General features: G+C 71.6%; 17 protein-coding genes and 1 pseudogene. 4 read left to right on the forward strand and 14 right to left on the reverse strand.

The genetic code is table 11. The annotated features are described in order from the left end of the window. Nucleotides 1-16 precede the first annotated feature (16 nt). Both ACVDFE_RS32200 and ACVDFE_RS32205 read right to left on the reverse strand, forming a co-directional pair. Nucleotides 17-2,878 (reverse strand): helix-turn-helix transcriptional regulator, encoded by a 2,862-nt coding sequence (locus ACVDFE_RS32200; RefSeq protein ID WP_360387781.1) that lies wholly within the window; start codon nucleotides 2,876-2,878, stop codon nucleotides 17-19. 201 nt (nucleotides 2,879-3,079) lie between these two features. Continuing rightward, the gene (locus tag ACVDFE_RS32205; protein ID WP_360387778.1) at nucleotides 3,080-3,454 is read right to left on the reverse strand and encodes a winged helix-turn-helix transcriptional regulator; all 375 of its coding nucleotides are present in this window, start codon (nucleotides 3,452-3,454) and stop codon (nucleotides 3,080-3,082) included. 96 nt (nucleotides 3,455-3,550) lie between these two features. Here ACVDFE_RS32205 and ACVDFE_RS32210 point away from each other — a divergent pair, with 96 nt between their 5' ends. Next, nucleotides 3,551-3,934 carry a RidA family protein gene (locus ACVDFE_RS32210; protein ID WP_458433156.1) on the forward strand — a complete coding sequence of 128 codons (384 nt, stop codon included), beginning with the start codon at nucleotides 3,551-3,553 and terminating at the stop codon, nucleotides 3,932-3,934. A gap of 11 nt (nucleotides 3,935-3,945) precedes the next feature. Here the strand turns inward: ACVDFE_RS32210 and ACVDFE_RS32215 are convergent, their stop codons facing one another. Further along, a complete protein-coding gene (locus tag ACVDFE_RS32215; protein ID WP_458433157.1) occupies nucleotides 3,946-4,311 on the reverse strand; it encodes a hypothetical protein in 366 nt (121 codons plus the stop codon). Nucleotides 4,312-4,439: 128 nt separating this feature from the next. On the opposite strand from ACVDFE_RS32215, the gene ACVDFE_RS32220 reads away from it, so the two are divergent. Continuing rightward, nucleotides 4,440-5,471: an FAD-dependent oxidoreductase gene (locus tag ACVDFE_RS32220; RefSeq protein ID WP_458433158.1), complete on the forward strand. Its 1,032-nt coding sequence runs from the start codon at nucleotides 4,440-4,442 to the stop codon at nucleotides 5,469-5,471. Nucleotides 5,472-5,489: 18 nt separating this feature from the next. Here ACVDFE_RS32220 and ACVDFE_RS32225 read toward each other — a convergent pair whose 3' ends face one another. From ACVDFE_RS32225 to ACVDFE_RS32250, 6 genes are read right to left on the reverse strand one after another with little or no spacing between them, the layout of a single operon-like run. Further along, nucleotides 5,490-6,563, reverse strand: a complete 1,074-nt coding sequence (locus ACVDFE_RS32225) for a S1 family peptidase (RefSeq protein WP_458433159.1) — start codon at nucleotides 6,561-6,563, stop codon at nucleotides 5,490-5,492. Between the two features lie 8 nt (nucleotides 6,564-6,571). Then, the gene (locus ACVDFE_RS32230) at nucleotides 6,572-9,283 is read right to left on the reverse strand and encodes an AbfB domain-containing protein (protein ID WP_458433161.1); all 2,712 of its coding nucleotides are present in this window, start codon (nucleotides 9,281-9,283) and stop codon (nucleotides 6,572-6,574) included. Nucleotides 9,284-9,290: 7 nt separating this feature from the next. Further along, nucleotides 9,291-10,241 carry an ABC transporter permease gene (locus ACVDFE_RS32235; RefSeq protein ID WP_458433162.1) on the reverse strand — a complete coding sequence of 317 codons (951 nt, stop codon included), beginning with the start codon at nucleotides 10,239-10,241 and terminating at the stop codon, nucleotides 9,291-9,293. Beyond that, complete coding sequence (locus ACVDFE_RS32240) at nucleotides 10,238-11,170, reverse strand: ABC transporter permease (RefSeq protein ID WP_360387758.1); 933 nt, start codon at nucleotides 11,168-11,170, stop codon at nucleotides 10,238-10,240. The genes ACVDFE_RS32235 and ACVDFE_RS32240 overlap by 4 nt, the downstream gene beginning before the upstream one ends. Continuing rightward, entirely contained in the window at nucleotides 11,151-12,653 is a 1,503-nt protein-coding gene (locus ACVDFE_RS32245) for a sugar ABC transporter ATP-binding protein (protein WP_458433163.1), read from the reverse strand. The genes ACVDFE_RS32240 and ACVDFE_RS32245 overlap by 20 nt, the downstream gene beginning before the upstream one ends. After that, nucleotides 12,643-13,689, reverse strand: a complete 1,047-nt coding sequence (locus ACVDFE_RS32250) for an ABC transporter substrate-binding protein (RefSeq protein WP_458433164.1) — start codon at nucleotides 13,687-13,689, stop codon at nucleotides 12,643-12,645. Before ACVDFE_RS32250 ends, ACVDFE_RS32245 begins: the two co-directional genes overlap by 11 nt. 128 nt (nucleotides 13,690-13,817) lie before the next feature. Between ACVDFE_RS32250 and ACVDFE_RS32255 the strand changes: the two genes are divergently transcribed. Continuing rightward, the gene (locus tag ACVDFE_RS32255; protein ID WP_360387750.1) at nucleotides 13,818-14,798 is read left to right on the forward strand and encodes a LacI family DNA-binding transcriptional regulator; all 981 of its coding nucleotides are present in this window, start codon (nucleotides 13,818-13,820) and stop codon (nucleotides 14,796-14,798) included. 21 nt (nucleotides 14,799-14,819) lie between these two features. On the opposite strand, the gene ACVDFE_RS32260 is transcribed toward ACVDFE_RS32255, so the two are convergent. The 5 genes from ACVDFE_RS32260 to ACVDFE_RS32280 form a co-directional block, all read right to left on the reverse strand. After that, the gene (locus ACVDFE_RS32260) at nucleotides 14,820-15,317 is read right to left on the reverse strand and encodes an O-acetyl-ADP-ribose deacetylase (protein ID WP_360387747.1); all 498 of its coding nucleotides are present in this window, start codon (nucleotides 15,315-15,317) and stop codon (nucleotides 14,820-14,822) included. Between the two features lie 7 nt (nucleotides 15,318-15,324). Next, nucleotides 15,325-16,575, reverse strand: coding sequence for a tannase/feruloyl esterase family alpha/beta hydrolase (locus ACVDFE_RS32265; protein ID WP_458433165.1), 1,251 nt, complete (start codon nucleotides 16,573-16,575; stop codon nucleotides 15,325-15,327). 11 nt (nucleotides 16,576-16,586) lie between these two features. Then, the gene (locus tag ACVDFE_RS32270; RefSeq protein ID WP_360387743.1) at nucleotides 16,587-16,961 is read right to left on the reverse strand and encodes an STAS domain-containing protein; all 375 of its coding nucleotides are present in this window, start codon (nucleotides 16,959-16,961) and stop codon (nucleotides 16,587-16,589) included. 87 nt (nucleotides 16,962-17,048) lie between these two features. Further along, nucleotides 17,049-17,948: a helix-turn-helix transcriptional regulator gene (locus ACVDFE_RS32275; RefSeq protein ID WP_458433166.1), complete on the reverse strand. Its 900-nt coding sequence runs from the start codon at nucleotides 17,946-17,948 to the stop codon at nucleotides 17,049-17,051. Between the two features lie 129 nt (nucleotides 17,949-18,077). Then, nucleotides 18,078-18,212 carry a hypothetical protein gene (locus ACVDFE_RS32280; RefSeq protein WP_360387739.1) on the reverse strand — a complete coding sequence of 45 codons (135 nt, stop codon included), beginning with the start codon at nucleotides 18,210-18,212 and terminating at the stop codon, nucleotides 18,078-18,080. 86 nt (nucleotides 18,213-18,298) lie between these two features. On the opposite strand from ACVDFE_RS32280, the pseudogene ACVDFE_RS32285 reads away from it, so the two are divergent. Further along, nucleotides 18,299-18,520 (forward strand): annotated as a pseudogene (locus ACVDFE_RS32285) (hypothetical protein); the annotation flags it as partial. Nucleotides 18,521-18,587 lie beyond the last annotated feature (67 nt).

An 18,587-nucleotide genomic window follows, 5' to 3' on the forward strand; every position in this document is an offset into this window, starting at 1 on the left:
TACCCCTGGCTTCGTCTCAGCCCCGGCCGATGAGGTGGTCGTTGTCCCGCAAGGACTGCCGGGTCACCCCCAGTTTGCGCAACACCTTGGCGACGTGTTGCTCGACCGTGCGCGGCGACAGGAAGAGGACGTCCGCTATCTCGTTGTTGCTGCTGCCCGCGGCCACCAGCCGGGCCACCTCGCGCTCACGAGGTGACAGGTCAGAGCCATAACCCCGGCGACCGGCACGCGAAGGGGTCGCCCTGACCCCGAACTCCCGCAGCAGGTGCCGGCAGCGGGCGGAGTCGTAGGTGGCGCCCAGTGCCTCGTAGTCGTCGATGGTCCGGGTGAACGCCCGCACCGCTGCCGCCGGGTCGCCGGCGAGCAGGGAGGTGTCGGCACGCTCCCGTGCCCCGACGGCCAAGTACGACGCACCCATCTCCTCGTACGCGCGCGCCGCGGCGGTGTGGTGCTCGATCGACGACCGACCGTCGTGGTCGGCGAGCGCGCCGTGACAACTGTGCAACGCGGCCACGGCGAGCGGCGCGTCCATCCCGCTCACCCCGTCCGTCAAGTCCCGCACGACGGCCTCGGCGTCAGCGACCCGGTCCGCCGCCAGGTAGGCGTCCACGGCAGAGGGTGCGACCTCTCCCGCCCACGCCCACACGCCCTTGCGGCGCAGCAGCGCCATGCCCGCGTCCGCCTCGATCCCCGCACGCTCCACGTCACCGTCGCGCAGCGCGATCCGGACCAGACCGGCGGCGCAGCCGAGCGCGACCGGCGCGAACGCGTTGCGCGGAGTGCGGACGTGGGTGCCGGTGAAGTGGGCGACGGCCGCCGCCCGCTCGCCGCGGGCCAGCGCGTGCAGGCCGAGCACCATGTTCAGCTCGTCGGTGATCGCGGCGAGCTCGTGGTACTCGGCCAGCAGGGCCCGCGCCCTGGCCGCCAGACCGTCCCAGGCTCCCGTGAACCAGTCGAGGACCAGCGCGGTGCTCCGCGCTCCGCTCAGCACGTACAGGCTGCCGGTCTCCTCCGCCGCCCGGATTCCCGTCCGCAGGTACCGGCGGGCGTCGCCGAACATGCCGATCGTGGTCATCGCGTCGGCCAGGTTGCAGTGGACCCGGGCGACCTGGCGGTGTTCGGCCATCGTCCGGCCCGTCTCCGGCACCGCCGTCAACCGGTCGCGGACCCCGGCGTCGCCGATGACGACCAGCGAGCCGATCACGTTGGCCAGCAACGACATCCGCATCGCGGGGTCGGCGCTGCGGTCGATCGCCTCGTCGGCCTTGCGCAGCCACGGCCTGAGCTCGGTGAGCGGGGTGTCCCCGATGAACGGCTGGGACAGCATGCTCATCGCCCTGGCCGCGAGGTCCGGCCGGCCGGCGAGCTCACCGACGGCGATCTCCATCTGCGCGCGCGCCTTCGCGACGCCTTCCTCCTGCTTGACGAAGAGCATCGCCAGCAGCATGCGCACCTCGCCGCGCGCACCCTCGGACAACCTCGGGTCGACCAGCAGCTTCTCCAGCGCCTCCGCCGGGCCGTACGAGTCGAGCCCGAGCGCCGAGACCTCACCGAGCTTCGTCCCCAGCCGGTCCACCTCGGCACCGGACAGCCACGGCTCGGCCAGCAGGCGCCGCAGCAGCGGGATCGCCGCGGACGCGTCGGACAGCACGAGCGCCTGGTCGGCGGCGGCCTCGCCGTAGCGCAGCCAGTCCTCGCGCCGCCCCACCCTCCTGCAGTGCTCGGCCAACTGCACCAACGGCGGCCGGTCGAGCCCGGCGAGCACCACCACCGCGCGCTCGTGCAGCTCGTACCGCTCCAGCACCCCCACCGCGCGGTAGACGGCCTGCCGGGCCAGCGTGTGCCGGAACTCCAGGACCCCGGCGCCGCCGTCGTGCAGCAACGTGCTCGCCAGCGCCTCGGTGGCGGCGGCACGTACCGCGCTCCCGTCCAGTCCGGCGACCTCGCCGATGAGGTGGACCGTCGCCGGCACGGCCAGGACGGCCGCCGCGCGCACGAACTGCCCGGCCTCCGCGGGCAACGCACCCAGCCGCTCCGCCGCGGACTCCAGCAACAGCGCCGGAACCTCGCCACCGCTCGTCAGCCGCCGCACGGCCGCGCTGTTCGCCACCACCTCGTCCGAGCCGCCGCGCAACGAGCGCAGGACCTCCTCGACGACGAGCGGCAGCCCCGCGGTGTGCCCGTGCAGCTCCGCAGTGAACTCATCGCTCACCTCGTCCGTCTCCAGCGCGGCCGCGGCGAGCGCGGCCACCTCGTCCACGGTCAGCGGGGCAGGCCGCACCAGTTCCGTCGTCACGCCCGGCCCAGGCCGGTACGCCGTGCCCAGCGGCATCGCGGTGGGCAGGTCCTCACGCCGGTAGGTCACCACCACCGCCAACCCCGCGGGCGGGTCGGCCATCAGGAACCGGAGCAGCTGCAGCGTCCCGTCGTCGGCCCAGTGCAGGTCCTCGACCACCAGCACGGTGTCCCCCAGCGCCACCAGCACCGCGCGGATCGCCCGGAACAGCAGGTGCCGGTCGAACGAGTGGCTGCCGTTCACTGTCACCGGCTCCGGCAGCACGTCGGCCAGTTCGGGCAGCGCCTCCCGCAGGGCCGCCGTCACCGGGCTCAGCGGCCCGCACCGCTCGATCCGCGCGCGGCACCGGCCGAGCGCCTCCAGCACCGGCCCCAGGATGAACGGCTCGCGCAACTGCTGGCAGTGTCCCGTCAGGACGGTGCGCCCAGCGGCCTCCTCCGACGCGAGCAGCTCACGCACGAGCCGGCTCTTGCCGATCCCCGCTTCCCCCTCCACCTGCACCAGCGCGGGCAGGTTGCGCAGCGCGCGGTCCATCACCTCGAGCTCGTCGCGGCGGCCGACGAACACCGAGCTGTCCCGCACGACCAGAGACCGGACCAGGACCCCGTCCCTCCTCTCGGCGGCGAAGACGGGCTCGCTGCCTTCGAATGGGCCAACAGGGTACGTGACGTGCGAAGAAGACGTAAGGGACGACTTCGAACCGGCGGCGGACCTCTCCCGCAGCGAAGAGTGAACTGGGCGGCGCCTGCTCACCGCGCCCGCGGTCGCGGTTGACGCCTGCGCTCAGGCGTCGAACGAACGGCGGGCCGCTTCGATCTCCCGCAGGTGCTTCGTCGTCCACGCGCACATGGCGTCGACGGTCTGGCGCAGCTCCCGGCCCGGTTCCGTCAGCGCGTAGTCGACCCGCGGCGGCACGGTCGGGTGCACGAACCGCGACACCAGCCCGTTGCGCTCCAGCAGCCGCAGGTTCTGCGTGAGCATCTTGTGGCTGATCCCGTCGACCAGGGCGCGCAGCTCCGTGAACCGCCGGGTCTCGTCACCGATCGCCTCGATGATCAGCAGCGCCCACTTGTTGGCGACGTCGGAGAAGATCTCGCGCGCCAGCGAGTCAGCGCGGGCCAGGTCCGCGTCCTGCGGCAGCGTGAACTGCTTGCTCACCTTTAGGTTCCCCAGTCACGATAAAGTGCGTTCTTCCAGGTCAGCGTTCACTCTCCTATGGTTTCCCAGTAACCACAAGAGAGCGAGAACCTGAACATGATCACCCTGGTCAACCCCGACGGCCTGCCGCAGATCGACGTCTACCACCAGGTGGCGGTGGCGAGCGGGAGGACGGTGCACGTCGCCGGGCAGGTCGCCTGGGACGCCGGGCCCGACCTGGCCGAGCAGGTCGCGCAGGCCTACCTCAACGTCCACACGGCGCTGCGGAGCGTCGGCGCGACGTTCGACGACCTCGTCAAGGTCACCGTGTACGTCGTGGACTGGACGCCGGACAAGATGCCGCAGCTGCTCGAAGGCATCGCGAGGGCGGCTGAGGAGGCGGGCAGCACGCCCCGGCCGCCGGCCACGCTCATCGGCGTCCAGGCGCTGGACGTGCCGGAGCACCTGGTCGAGATCGAGGCCACGGCGGTCATCGACTGATCCACCGGTGGTCACCGGCGGAGGGTGACCGCCAGCGCCACCGCGGCGGTCAGGGCGATGACCCCGCTCACCACCAGCTGGTTGAGCCACACGACGAAGTTCCAGTCGGAGTCGCGCAGCAGCGCCGCCACGACCAGTGCCAGGGCCAGCGCGATCGTGATCTGGCGCAGCAGCGGCACGTCCAGCGGTGCCATCGCGCGGACCATGCCGAGCAGCATGACCAGCACCGCGAGGCCCATGGACACCCAGTAGGGCTCGAAGGCGTTCACCGCCGCGTCGAAGTGCAGGACCGGTGGCGCCGCGATCAGCCACACACCGGCCAGGAACGCGGTGACGCCTGCCCTGCTCTCGACGGTCCGCCCGCGCGCATCCCCCACGCGAACGATTCTCACCTCTTGGCGGCGCTGAAGGAATACCCGTGCGGGATGTGCAGGACCTGTGCAGGTTCGGTGAAAGGGCCGCGCACGACGGGCAACCGCGCGCCGGGCGCGTTCTACCGTCGGGCATGGACACCGTGGACGTGCTCGTCGTGGGCGCGGGACTGGCCGGTCTGCGCACCGCCCGCCTGCTCGCCGAGGCCGGGTTGGACGTGGCCGTGTGCGAACGGCGCGGCGACCTCGGCACCGGCATCCGCACCACCGGCATCTTCGTGCGGCGCACGCTGGAGGACTTCGACCTGCCGCACCTAGGGCCGGCGGTGCGCAGGGTGGTGCTGTACCCGCCGAGCCTGACCAGGCCGGTGGAGCTCGTCAGCGGTCGTGACGAGTTCCGCGTCGGGCACATGGAGGGCGTGTACGCGCAGGCGGTCGAGGACGCCCGGCGGGCCGGTGCGCAGGTCACCCTCAACGCCGGCTACCCGGCGAAGGCCGTGAAGGCGCGGTTCACGATCGGTGCGGACGGGGCGCGGTCGACGGTCGCGCGGCAGCTCGGGCTCGACGTCAACCGCACGATGATCACCGGTGTCGAGGAGGTCTACCCGGTCGCTCCCGGCGGGACGCCGACGTTCCACTGCGTGCTCGACCCGCGGCTCGCGCCCGGCTACCTGGCCTGGGTGATCGACGACGGCGAGCACGCCCACGTCGGGCTCGCCGGACGCGCCGACCGGTTCACCGCGCCGCTGCCCCGGCTGCTGCGCAGGTTCAAGGACGGCTTTCCCACCCCCGCACCCACCGGCCCGGTCCGGCGGCGCGGCGGGCCGATCCCGGTGGGCGGGGTGCTGCGGCGGATCGTCAGCACCGAGGGGTTGCTGGTCGGGGACGCGGCGGGGGCGGTGTCGCCGTTGACCGCGGGCGGGCTCGACCCGTGCATGCGGATGTCGGAGCTGGCGGCGTCGGTCACGGCCGACTACCTGCGCAGCGGCAACCGGTACGTGCTGGAGCACTACGACGGCGCGGGGCTGCGGCGGCGGTACGCGGCGCGCGGGGCCATGCGGCGGGGGTTGTCGCTGGTGCGGGGGCCCGGTGTGGCGGAGGCCGCGTTCAGCGGGCTGCGGACGTGGCTGGGGCGGGCGGTGGCGGCCAGGATCATGTTCACCTGACCGCCACCGCCCCTGCCGTCAGGCCGTGAGCAGCGTCAGGCCGTAGACCCGCAGGATCTCGTTGACCGGCTGGAACCACGTGCGACCGCCGCTCGCGCAGTTGCCGTAGCCGCCGGACGTCACGCCCTGGGCCTGGTCACCGGTGATGAACGAGCCGCCGGAGTCGCCCGGCTCCGCGCACACCGACGTGCCGACCATCTCGTAGACCGCGCCCTGCTGGTAGTTCACGGTCTCGTTGCGGCCCTGCACCACACCGCAGTGCCAGTGCGTGGTCGAGCCAGAGCGGCACACGGACGTGCCGGGCGGGGCCTCCCACGAACCGCGCACCAGGGCGTCGCTCACCTGGCCCCAGCCGAGCACGACCGGCACGTTCCACCAGCCGCCGCCGGTGCGCACCCAGCCGTGGTCGTCGGTGGGGAACGACGAGCCGACGAACTCGCCCTGCCAGGAGCGGTCCCAGCCGTGGACGTTCCAGGCGCCGACATTGCAGTGCCCGGCCGTCACGTAGCCGCCGTGCACGGAGAACCCGATCGAGCACCGGACGTTGCCGGTGTAGAACGGGTCACCGCCGACGGTTCCGGCGGCGAACGTCTGCGGCTGCCGGACGCCGTCGCGCTGGACCACGACGTCCTTCGGCAGTGCGGAGACGTCCGCAGCGGGCTCGGCCTCGACGACGACCGTGCCGCTCGGCACGTCGACTCTCCACGACGCGATGCCGGGCGGGATCTTGCCGGACTTCGACATCCGGTCGATGTCGTTCTTCACCGCGGTCAGCGACGCGAGCGACTTCGCCCGCAGCACCGGTGTCGCACCGGTGGCCCGCACGGCGTCGGCCTTCGCCGGTTCGGTGACGGCGACGTTCAGCTTGCCGTCGGCGAACCAGCTGCCGCCGTAGGCGTCACCGGCCGCCGCCTGCGCGGACGGGTCGATGCGCAGCGCGGTCTTCTCCTGGCCGATCCGCGTCACCGCCTCGGCCTTGCTGATGCCGAAGTCGCGGCTCATGGCGTCGACGACCTCGGCGGAGGCCACGGCGGCGGGGACGACGATGGTGCTGAGTACGAGAGCTGATACGGAAACAACGCGCAGCAACACTTTTCCTCCTAGGGTGCCCAGGGTGAGGTGGCGGCCCAGCTGACGTCCTCGGCATAACCTGCAGGGTTGTCGTAGACGTGTGCGCCGCCGCTCGATGCGACCCAAACCTCCTCTGCGTAGTGCCTGATGTTGGTGCCGAGCTCGTTGAACGACTCCAGCCGCACGCCGCCCCGCCCCGGCTGGGCGCAGAACGTCGCGTCGCGGCGGAACAGGTCGGTGTTGTCGTTCGTGCCGAGCTGGACGCGGAAGTCGGCGTGCCTCAGGAACTGGTTGGGGAAGTTGCGGGCCTCCAGCGAGTAGCACGACGGGTCGGCGAGACCGCGCCGGACCACGAACGTCGCGTCCGCCTTGAGCACCGCGTCGCTGCCGCCGGCGACGACGTCCGTGCGGGCCAGGCCGTCCCGGTGCCGCAGGTAGCGGTCGGTGAAGCCGGGCGTGGTCACCCGGAACGACCGGGCCTGGTCCAGCGGCAGGTCCGCGCCGCTGCGCCACAGCGCACCCGCCACCGCCCACGTGGTGTCCGCGGCGAACGAGCTCGCGGTGTCCCACGGGTTCGGGCCGCCGGAACGCGCCAGGTAGACGTTCTCGCCGTAGTGCCGGATGAACGCACCGCGCTGGTTGTACGACTCCAGCGCGGTGCCGCCGGAACCCGCGCGGGCGCAGAACGTCGCGTCGCCCGCGGCCGGGTTCGCCGCCGTGCCGATCCGCGCGCCGCTGTGCCGCAGGTACCGGCCGGGGAAGTTGCGCGACTCGAACGACAGGCACGAGGCGTCCGCGAGACCGGGCCGCGCGAAGAACGTGGCGTCCAGGCGGTCCAGGTCGGAGGACGGCACGTCGGTGCGCGCCAGGCCGTCGCGATGGCGCAGGTAGCGGTCGGTGTGGCCGGAGGTGGTGACCCGCAACGAGACCACGTCGTCCGGGCCGACCGCCGTGCCGTTCGCGATCGCCAGGACGCGCAGGTTGATCTCGCGCACCCGTGCCTCGGTCATCTTCAGCACCTGGCGGTCGTAGGTGTAGAAGCCGTTGACCTCGTTCTCCACGTCGTACGGTTCGGTGTAGACCGAGCCGGACAGGCCGCGCGTGTGCACCATGCGGGCGACCTGCTTGGTGATCTCCACGTACCGCGTGGTCAGCGACGTCTCGTCCGGGTACAGGGCGCCGTAGGCGAACCCGCGGCCGGGCTGCCACTCGTGACCGGTGATCCGGCGGCCGAGACCGCCGAACTCGCCGAGCACCGCCACCCGGCGCGCGTCGGGTGTCCTGGTGGCCGTGGTGATCTGGTAGTGGTGGTCGTCGATGACGTCGCCGTTGCCGGGGTCCGGGTCGGAGACGCAGCAGTTGGCGCCGGAGTTGTGGTTGACGAGCCTGGTGCCGTCGATCGACCGCACCAGGTCGGTGATGCGGCCGGCGTCGTACTCGCCCCAGCCCTCGTTGAACGGCACCCACTGCACGATCGACGTGATGCCCTTGAGCTGGTCGATCACCCGGCGCAGCTCGGACTCGAACGCGGTGTGGCCGTTCGGGACCTCGTCGACGGCGTCGAGCGACGGCATGTCCTGCCACACCAGCAGGCCCAGCCGGTCGGCGTGGTAGAACCAGCGGGCCGGCTCGACCTTGATGTGCTTGCGGACCATGTTGAACCCCAGTGCCTTCTGGCGTTCGAGGTCCCACCGCAGGGCCGCGTCGGTCGGGGCGGTGTAGATGCCGTCGGGCCAGTAGCCCTGGTCGAGCGTGCCGAGCTGGAACACGAACTTCCCGTTGAGCAACGGCCGCATGACACCGCCGACCAGCGCCTTGCCGAGCGAGCGCATGCCGAAGTAGCCGGTGACCGCGTCACCGCTGCTCGACGTCACCCGCAGGTCGTAGAGGAACGGGTCGTCCGGCGACCACAGCCGCGCGTTCGGCACCGGGACCCGCAGGCGCGCACCGGTCTGCCCGGTCGCCGTGCCCACGACCTGGCCGCCGCTGAGCACCTGGGCGGTCACGGTCTGGCCCGCGGTGCCCTGCACGACCAGGTCGAGCGCGCCGCCGGGCACGTCCGGCGTGGTGTCGAGGCGGGTGATGTGCTGCGCCCGCACGGGTTCCAGCCAGACGGTCTGCCAGATCCCGGACGCGGCGGTGTAGAAGATGCCGTCCGGGGTGCGGCGCTGCTTGCCGATCGGGTAGCGGCTGCCGTCGACCGGCGAGTGCACGCCGACGACGACCTCGTTGCTGCCCGCGCGCAGGGCGGGCGTGATGTCGAACGAGAACGCGTCGAAGCCACCGGTGTGCGTGCCGACCTGGGTGCCGTTGACCCAGACCCTGGTCTCCCAGGTGACCGCGCCGAAGTTGAGCTTCACCCTGCGACCGTCCCAGGTGGACGGAATGGCGAAGGTCCGGCGATAGAACATGGTGTCCTCGTGCCGTTTGACGCCCGACAGGGCGGACTCGACCGGGTACGGCACGAGGACCCCTTCGGCCAGCGGCCTGCCGAAGGGCGGTGAGCTGAGGTCGGGAGCACCCGCGAACTCCCAGACCCCGTTGAGGTTCTGCCACTCCTGCCGGACCAGCTGCGGTCGCGGGTACTCGGGCAGGGCGTTGGCCGGTGACACCTGGCTGGTCCACGGTGTCGTGAGGGGTGCGGGTTTCGGTTGCCACTCGGCGGCCTGCGCGGCCGTCGGTGTGACGGTTGTTGCTGCGACGAGGAATCCGACCAATACGCCCAGGACGCGTCTGGTCATGGCTCTCCTATCTCCGGAGTGTTCGTTGCAGGACGACGACGATGAGCAGGAAGACGCCGCTGACGGCGGACTGGAAGTTGCTGTCGAGCGTGCCGATCTGGTTGATGACGTTCTGGATCACCGTGCGCAGGCCGACACCGATCATGGTGCCGAGCACGGTGCCCGCGCCGCCGGTCAGCAGCGTGCCGCCGATGACGACCACGGAGATCGCGTCCAGCTCGGTGCCGACGCCGATGACCGTGACACCGGACTGCAGGTAGGCGGCGGTGAGCGCGCCGGCCAGACCCGACAGCACGCCGCTCATGGTGTAGACGAGGACCTTGGTGCGCGCGACGGGGACGCCCATCAAGATCGCCGAGGACTCCGCGCCGCCGGTGGCGAACACGTTCTGGCCGAAGTTGGTGCGGTTGAGCAGCAGACCGCCGAGCGCGGCCAGCACGAGCGCGATGAACACCGGGTGTCCGAAGCCGAACACCGTGCCGCGGCCCAGCTCGACGAACGCCGAGTCCGGTGCGATCCGGTAGGTCGTCGCGCCCTCGTCGGTGATCACCAGCAGCAGGCCGCGGGCGAACAGCAGCGAGGCCAGCGTGACGATGAACGGCGCCATGCTCGTGCGGGCGATGAGCAGGCCGTTGACCACGCCGATGAGCCCGCAGACCAGCAACGGCAGCAGCAGGGCGCCGAAGAAGCCCCACCGCGAGCCGTACGCCGCGAGCACGCCGCCCAGCGCGTAGAGCGAGCCGACGGACAGGTCGATGCCGCCGGTGATGATCACGAACGTCATGCCGATCGCGATCACCGCCAGGAACGAGCCCTGCAGCGCGAGGTCGCGGACGTTGTCGAGGCTGCCGAAGCGCGGGAACACCAGCCACGCCACGACGACCATCAGCACGAGCGCGACGGCCGCGCCCTGGCGTTGCAGGACCTTCGTGCGGGCGGAGGCGAGGGTGGTCGTCATCGGCGCTCCCTCGCGACGTAGACGGCGGCCACGATGATCGCGGCCTGGATCATCTGCGCGATGGAGTCGGGCAGGTCGTGCTTGATCAGGGTGGCCCGCACGAGCTGCATCAGCACCACGCCCATGACCGTGCCGAGGACGCGGACCTTCCCGCCGGTCAACGGGGTTCCGCCGACGACGACGGCGGTGATCGCGGACAGCTCCATCAGCAGGCCGATGTCGGCGGGGTCGCTCGCGGCGAGCCGGGACGTGGCGAGCACGCCCGCGACGGCGGCGAGCACGCCGGTGATCGCGTAGACCCCGACCAGCACCCGGCTGACCGGCAGCCCCGCCAGGTGCGCGGCCCTGCGGTTGCCGCCGACCGCGACGAGCTGGCGCCCGAACGTGGTGCGGTTGACCAGTCCCGCCACGAGGACCGCGAGGACGACGGCGACGAGCACGCTGATCGGCAGGCCGAACACGTCGTCGGTGCCCAGCGCCAGGAACGCCGGGTCGTGCAGCTGGACCAGCTGACCGTTGGCGATCACCAGGGCGAGACCGCGCCCGGCGACCAGCAGCGCGAGCGTCGCCACGATGGGCTGGATGCCCACCCGTGCGACCAGGAAGCCGTTGAACCCGCCCGCCGCCAGGCCGACCGCGAGCGCGATCAGGACGGCGGGCACCGGGCCGTACCCCAGGTACAGCGGGATGAGCGCGGCGGCCAGTGCCATGACCGCGCCGACGGACAGGTCGACGCCCTCGGTGCCGATCACCAGTGCCATGCCCAGCGCGACGACCAGCACCGGCGCGGCCTGGACCAGCTGGGTGCGGAAGTTGCCCGCGGTCAGGAAGTTCGCCGTGAACAGCACGTTGAACAGCAGCAGGGCGGCAACGGCGACGTGGACACCGTTGTCCTGGAGCCAGCGCGTCCTAGTGGCGGTCAGCGTCATCGGTCACCTCCGCCGGTTCCGCCGCGATGGCCGCGAGGACGTGCTCGCGGGTCAGCTCACCGCCGGTCAGCTCGCCCGCGACGTGGCCGTCGCGCAGCACGACGAGCCGGTCGGCGCCGTCGAGCAGCTCGTCCAGCTCGGAGCTGATCAGCAGCACCGCGAGTCCCTCCTTCGCCAGCTCGTCGATCAGCGCCTGCACCTCGGCCTTGGCGCCGACGTCGATGCCGCGGGTGGGCTCGTCGAGCAGCAGCACCCTGGGCTCCGCGCAGAGCCAGCGGGCCAGCAGCACCTTCTGCTGGTTGCCGCCGGACAGCTCGGCGACCCGCTGCTCCGGGCTGGAGACCTTGATGCGCAGCCGCGTGATGAACAGGTCCACGATCCGGTCCTGCTTCGCCCGGCTGACCAGTCCGAACCGGCTGAGTCCCGGCAGCGCGGCCAGCACGATGTTCTCCCGCACGGACAGGTGCGGGATGATCCCCTCGGCCTTGCGGTCCTCGGCGAGCATGCTGATGCCGGCGCGCATCGCGGCCTTGACGTTGCCGCGCGGCACGGGCTTCCCGCCGACGAGCACGGTGCCGTGCTGGGTGGGGATGGCGCCGATGATCGCCTTCGCGGTCTCCGTGCGGCCGGAGCCGAGCAACCCGGCCAGTCCCACCACCTCCCCCGGCCTGATGGTCACGTTCACCCCGTTGAGCCTGGGCCTGCTGGTCAGGTCGCTCGCCTCCAGGACGGGCTCCTTCCCGGCGTGGTGGTCCTCGCCGAACGCCGTCGTCCCACCCGCTCTGATGTCGCTGACCGATCGGCCGAGCATGAGCGACACCAGCTCGATCCTGGGCAGGGCGGCCAGTGGTCCGCTGTGGGCCTTCCGGCCGTCGCGCAGCACCGTGACGGTGTCGCAGAGCCGGTACAGCTCGTCCATGCGGTGGCTGACGTAGACGATCGCGATGCCGCGCTCGTGCAGCCGTTCCACGACCGCGAACAGCGTCTCCACCTCGCGCGGCTCGAGCGACGACGTGGGCTCGTCCATGATCACGACGTCCGCGTCGGCCTCGACCGCGCGGGCCAGTGCGACCATCTGCTGCTCACCGACCGACAGCGAACCCAGCGGCTGCGCCACGTCGGCGGTGATCCCGTAACCGCTCAAGATCCGCCGCGCGTCGGCGATGGCCTTCGCGCGGTCGATCAGGCCCAACCGCGTGCGCGGCTCGCGGCCGAGGAACAGGTTGCCGGCCACGCTCATCAGCGGGATGAGGTTGACCTCCTGGTAGATCGTGGAGATGCGACCGGCACGCCGGACCTCGCCGCCGTCGGGCTGGTGGATGCCGGTCAGCACCTTGATGAGCGTCGACTTGCCGGCGCCGTTCTCCCCCACCAGGGCGTGGATCGAGCCCCGGTGGAGGGTGAAGTCGACGCCGTCGAGCGCCTTGACGCCCGCGAACGCCTTCGTGACGCCCGCGACCTCGATGACGGGTTCAGTAGGCATTGGCGAGCTTCTGCGCGGCGTTGGTGGCGTCGTACTCGTCGTCGGAGATCACGATGTTCTGCGGGATCTCCTGGCCGGCCGCGAACTTCTCCAGCGTGTCGAACGCGAGCGGGCCGAAGCGCGGGTTGGACTCGACCACGGCGGTGTAGCTGCCGTCCGCGATGAGCTGCACGGCGGTGCGCGTGCCGTCGACCGACACGATCTTCACGTCCTTGCCCGGCTGCTTGCCCGCGGCCTTGAGCGCGGTCACGGCACCGACGCCCATCTCGTCGTTCTCCGCGTAGACGGCGGTGATGTCCGGGTTGCTCTGGATCAGCTGCTCCATCACGGCCTGGCCCTTGGAGCGGTCGAACTCACCGGTCTGCTCGGCGACGACGGTCAGCCCGGTGCCGGCGATGCCGTCCTTGAAGCCCTTGGTGCGGTCGACCGTGACGTTGTTGCCCGACGCGCCGAGCAGGATCGCGACCTTGCCGTTGCCGCCGGTCGCCTTGAGCATCGCCTGGGCCGCCCGCTTGCCCTGCTCGACGAAGTCGGAGCCGATGAACGTGAGGTAGTCGGTGCAGGGTTGCGACGTCACCTTGCGGTCGATCGTCACCACCGGCACCTTCTTGGCCTTCGCCGCGTCGAACGCGGGCTGCAGGCCGTCGGAGTTCAGCGGTGCCACGATCAGCAACTTCGCGCCGCGGTCCAGCAACGACTTGATGTCGCTGATCTGCTTGTTGAGGTCGCTCTGCGCGTTCGTGGTGAGCAGCTCGACCCCACGCTTGGCCGCCTCGTCCTTGATCGACTGGGTCTCGGCGGTGCGGAACGGGTTCGCCTCCTTCTCCGACTGCGAGAAGCCGACGACCGCGCCCTTGAGCTCGACCTGCGGGTACCCGGTCCTGTCCCGGCCGCAGCCGGGGCCGCCGCTCTGGTTCGCGGCGGCGCTCGCGGCCGGCCCACCGCTGGTCGTCGTCTGCTGGCCCTCCCTGGCCGTGCAGCTCGCGAGGAGCGCCACGGCGGCGAGGGCGATCGGCAGGGTGCGACTGAGGGACATCGTTGGCTCTCCTACGCGGTGCGGGTGCGTGGTCGCGCTCTCAGGGGCTAGATTTGCATCGTTGTTCCAACGATGTAAAGACCGCGGACTTCCCGGTACCTTTCCCGGTACCTCTTCAGGAGGCTGAGTTGGCCACGCTCAAGGACGTCGCGCGCCTGGCAGGCGTGTCGGTGAAGACCGTCTCGAACGTGGTCAACGGCTACTCGTTCGTCAAACCCGACAACCGCCGCCGGGTGGAGGAGGCGCTGGCCGCCACCGGCTACCGCCCCAACCTCGGCGCCCGCAACCTGCGCCGCGGCCGCACCGGCTTCATCGGCCTGGTGCTGCCGGAGCTCTCCATCCCCTACTTCGCCGAGCTCGCCGGCCTGGTGATCGCCGCCGCCCAGGAGCACGAGTGGAACGTGCTGATCGAGCAGACCTTCGGCACGCTGGCCGGCGAACGCGCGGCGCTGGAGGCACTGGGCCCGCACCTGGTCGACGCGGCGATCGTGAGCCCGGAGGCGGTCAGCGACTTCCAGCTGGAGGTCCCGACGGTGCTGCTCGGCGAGCACGAGGTGGACGTGCCGATCTCCCGCGTGGGCATCGACAACGTGCTCGCCGCCTCCACCGCCGTGCGGCACCTGATCTCGCTGGGCCGCACCCGCATCGCCGCGATCGGCGCCCACCCGCAGCGCGGCACGGCGGCGCTGCGCCTGGAGGGCTACCGGACCGCCCTGGAGGTGGAGGGCATCGAGTTCGACCCGGCCCTGGTCGTGCCGGCGTTGAACTACCACCGCGCGGACGGCGCGGCGGCGATGAACTCGTTGCTGGACCTGGAGAACCCGCCGGACGCGGTGTTCTGCTTCAACGACCTGCTGGCCGCCGGCGCCATGCGGGCCGCCGCGGAGCGGTTCGTGCGGGTGCCGCAGGACCTGGCCGTGGTCGGGTTCGACAACAACGAGGAGAGCGCTTACAGCTCGCCCTCGCTGACGTCGGTCGCGCCGGACAAGGGCGCTATCGCCCGTGCCGCGGTGGACCTGCTGCACCGGCGGGTGGGTGCGGACGCCGTGGCGGTCGAGAACGTGCAGACGCCGTTCTCGTTGCGGGTGCGGGAGAGCACGGCGTCGTGAGGCCCGCCGTGCCGGTGCTCGCTACGGCCGCGCGTAGGCCTCGTAGGTCTTCCGGTCGAACAGCACGAACCGCACCAGCTCCACCGGCGCGTCCCTGACCGCCGCCAGCGCGATCTCCGCCGCCGACTCCACCGGCCAGCCGTAGATGCCCGTCGAGATCGCCGGGAACGCGACCGACACCGCCCCGAGCTCCGCCGCGACCCGCAGCGAGTTGCGGTGGCAGTCGGCGAGCAGCTCGGAGCGGTCCTCGGTGGCCGACCACACCGGGCCGACCGTGTGCACGACCCAGCGCGCGGGCAGGCGCCCCGCCGTGGTGGCCACCGCCTGACCGGTCTTGAGGCCGCCGCCGTAGTGGCCGGCGCGCAGTGCGCGGCACTCGGCGAGGATCTCCGGACCACCTCGGCGGTGGATCGCGCCGTCCACTCCCCCGCCGCCGAGCAGGGAGGAGTTGGCGGCGTTCACGACCACGTCGACGTGCTGTTCGGTGATGTCGCCCTGGACGAACTCGACGGTGCTCATCCTCAGATCATGACAGCGGGCACGTCGAGACGTCGGCCGGGCGCGGGAGGGTCGCCGAAGCGGGTGGCGTGACGCCGTCGAGCCAGCGTTCCAGCGCCACGAACGCCGAGCGGTGGCACGGGGCCAGCGGGCGCAGGCGGTCGGGGTAGGCGTCCACCAGGCCGTCGACGTGGGTGCCCTGCTCGACGCGGAAGTAGCGGTGCAGGCGGTCCGGGGTCATCGCGGCGTAGACGTCGGAGTCCTGGGAGATGGGCAGCAGCACGTCGTGGGTGCCGTGGACCGTGATCAGCGGGCGGTGGATCTTGCCGGTCAGGGCGACCGGGGCGATGGCGGGGCCGGCGATGCGCCGGCGTGCGGCGTAGTCGTAGTCGGCGTCGCAGGCCGGGGTGCCGGACGCGCAGAACGGGGTGCCCGCTTCGAGAGCGCCGTCGAAGGACGGGTCGAACTCCTCGCGGTAGATGCGCTGGGTCAGGTCCCAGTAGTAGCGGTGGTGGTAGTCCCACAGGAACTCCGTGCCCGCGGGGAAGCCCGCGGCGACGATGGCGGCGTGGGCCTGCGGGTCACCGGCCAGGTAGGCGGGATAGGCCCTCAGCACCGGCGGCAGGAACGTCAGCGGGTTCGGCCCCTTGACCGTCCACAGCGTGCCCTCCCAGTCGACGCCGCCGTCGTAGAGGTGCGGGCGGTTCTCCAGCTGCCAGCGCACGAGGTAGCCGCCGTTGGAGATGCCGGTGGCGATGGTGCGCCTGGCGGGGCGGCCGTACCGCTGCGCGACGACGGACTTGGCGGCGATGGTGAGCTGGGTGAGGCGGTGGTTCCACTCGACCATGCCGTCGCGGTAGAACTGCGCGCCGGTGTTGCCCTTGTCGGTGGCGGCGAAGGCGTAGCCGCGGGCGAGGACCCAGTCGGAGATGGCCCTGTCGTTGGCGTACTGCTCCCGCACACCGGGTGAGCCGGCGACGACCAGGCCGCCGTTCCAGCGGTCGGGCAGCCTCACCACGAACTGCGAGTCGTGGTTCCAGCCGTGGTTGGTGTTGGTGCGCGAGCTGTCCGGGAAGTAGCCGTCGACCTGGATGCCGGCGACGGGGGTGGGAGCCGGCAGCGCGGCGCTGGTCAGGCCCGTCCAGTCGGCGGGGTCGGTGATGCCCCCCGCCGTGCTGAGATCGGCCAGCCTGACCAGTTGCTGGTGTTCGGCGCCGGGGACGTGCAGCGCCGGGGCCGGTACGAGCAGCGACGCGACGAGCGCCAGGGGCAGCAACATAGCCGGTCAAACTAGCTGCGGCCGGTCCTCGGCGACATGGTTGCCTCCCACACAAGCCCGGCTTTGAAAGTGGTGAAGCCGAACAGGTCGAGCACCCGCCGCACCCGCGGCTGGGCGCGGCGCAGGGTGAGGTCCTTGCCGTTGTGGTTCGCCGCGCACAACAGCAGGAGCAGGATGCGCAGCCCGCTGGCGGACAGGAACGTCACCTCGGCCAGGTCGATCGTCACGCTCTCCACGGCGCCGTCGGCGATCCCGGGCAGCACCGCGGCGAAGAACTCGTCACAGGTGGTCACGTCGACCTCGCCCCGGCAGGTCGCGACGAAGTGCGCGCCCGTGCGGCTGGTGCTGATCGCGAACGGGCTCGGTTCACAGGCTTCTGCGGACATCGGTCCTCCTCCCGCACCACTGCACCGCAGCGGCGGGTGCGGCGCTAGCAGCGGAAGCGAAGGCGCCGACTGCCAAAACGAAGGACGTCAGCCCGACCTCAGCGTCTGCGACGGCGACACCCCGTACGCGGACCGGTAGTGCGCCGCGAAGACACTCGGCCGTGCATACCCCCACCTGGCGGCGATCTCGGTGACCGTGCCCTGCCGCCGCTGCAGGTCGAGGTGGGCCTGCGCGAGCCGCACCCGCCGGACGTACGCCGTGGGCGTGGTGTCGAGGTGCCGCCGGAAGGCGAGCTGGATCGCCCGGAGCGACACGCGGGCCGCACGTGCGATGTCGGCGGCGGTGATGTCCTTCTCCGCCTCGGACTCGATGTACGCGATGGCGCGTTTCAGCGCGTGCGGACGGGCCTGGCCCGGCCCGTAGTCCACGAGGGAGACGTTCGGGAACGTCGCGAGGGTGGTCGCGATGAGCAGGCGTGTCGCGTTCTCCACGACGAGCGGTTCGTCCTCGAACGCCGGCAGCACCTCGTCGCGCAGGTGCACGCACGTCGACCGCCACGCCGCCGCGGCCCGCGCCGACACCGCCGTGCAGCTGGTGAACCGCACGCCACCGGCGAACCGGTCGACCACGGCCCGGTCCACGACCACGAGCGTGGCCTTGGGGTCCTCGGCCACGACGGAGTACGGGAACTCGGGCTGCCCGGTCAGCAGCAGGTGCCCCGGCAACACGTTCTGGTAGTCACCGCTCGTGCGGTACCGCGCCCGCCCACCGTCGAGGTACCCGAAGATGTAGGCATTCTGCGGCCCGCTGGTGGCCTCGAAGCCGATGGAGCTGTCGATGACGTCGAACCGGACCGGCCCGAACCGGCGGGAGCGCAACCGCAGCCACGACCGCCCATCGCCGCCGTGGATGCGCATCTTGCCGTAGGCGACGCTGAGGGCCGCCTGCATCTCGTCCAGATCTGTCAGCTCGACGACCTGTTCCACGCGCTGAACAATCCTCGCCCGCGCCGGTCGTGTCCATGACCCGCCCGGATGCCGGTGCTGGTGCTTCGAACGCAACGCCCGGCGACTGAACGGACCAGCGGGCGACGCGGTGCGCGACAGCGGCCGCGCTCAGGCGGCGGCGAGGACCGCTGCGATCTCGTTCAGCAGCACGGACTTCCGGCTGTTCGGCAGGAACGAGGCCAGCACGGCGTTCTCGGCCAGCCGCGCGACCTCCGCGCGACTGAGGTCCACTGTGGACGCCACGGCCAGGTGCTCGCCCTCCAGCGTGGCACCGAAGAACGGGGGGCAGGAGAACGCGTGCGACTCAGGGAGCGAGGTCGCCGCGTTCGGTGTCAGCGCCGCAGAGCGGCAGCTTGCGGTCCAGCACGCGCTCCACGCCAGCGGATCACGCGGGAGTCCGGCGAGGTCCCGCTGCTTGCTCTGCCGGCGTCCGCAAGGAGAGGGAGGGGGCGGCAAGACTTCTGGCCAGGGCCTGGACGCGCTGCGCGGCCTTGACGTGTGGTATCGGTGGCGGCTGGGGGATCGACGCTTTGGTCGGCCGGCGGACGCGGCCGCACGGGACCTGCACGACCTGGAGCTGCTCAGGGTGGCGTTCGGCGACGTCGGCTGAGACCGGAA

The organism is Lentzea chajnantorensis, from assembly GCF_054300775.1.

Excerpts from the sequence above, each read along its gene's own strand:
- ACVDFE_RS32210 (WP_458433156.1), top strand. The coding sequence starts at position 3,551 with ATGATCACCCTGGTCAACCCCGACGGCCTGCCGCAGATCGACGTCTAC.
- ACVDFE_RS32220 (WP_458433158.1), top strand. The coding sequence starts at position 4,440 with ATGGACACCGTGGACGTGCTCGTCGTGGGCGCGGGACTGGCCGGTCTG.
- ACVDFE_RS32230 (WP_458433161.1), bottom strand. The coding sequence starts at position 9,283 with ATGACCAGACGCGTCCTGGGCGTATTGGTCGGATTCCTCGTCGCAGCA.
- ACVDFE_RS32235 (WP_458433162.1), bottom strand. The coding sequence starts at position 10,241 with ATGACGACCACCCTCGCCTCCGCCCGCACGAAGGTCCTGCAACGCCAG.
- ACVDFE_RS32240 (WP_360387758.1), bottom strand. The coding sequence starts at position 11,170 with ATGACGCTGACCGCCACTAGGACGCGCTGGCTCCAGGACAACGGTGTC.
- ACVDFE_RS32245 (WP_458433163.1), bottom strand. The coding sequence starts at position 12,653 with ATGCCTACTGAACCCGTCATCGAGGTCGCGGGCGTCACGAAGGCGTTC.
- ACVDFE_RS32250 (WP_458433164.1), bottom strand. The coding sequence starts at position 13,689 with ATGTCCCTCAGTCGCACCCTGCCGATCGCCCTCGCCGCCGTGGCGCTC.
- ACVDFE_RS32260 (WP_360387747.1), bottom strand. The coding sequence starts at position 15,317 with ATGAGCACCGTCGAGTTCGTCCAGGGCGACATCACCGAACAGCACGTC.
- ACVDFE_RS32265 (WP_458433165.1), bottom strand. The coding sequence starts at position 16,575 with ATGTTGCTGCCCCTGGCGCTCGTCGCGTCGCTGCTCGTACCGGCCCCG.
- ACVDFE_RS32270 (WP_360387743.1), bottom strand. The coding sequence starts at position 16,961 with ATGTCCGCAGAAGCCTGTGAACCGAGCCCGTTCGCGATCAGCACCAGC.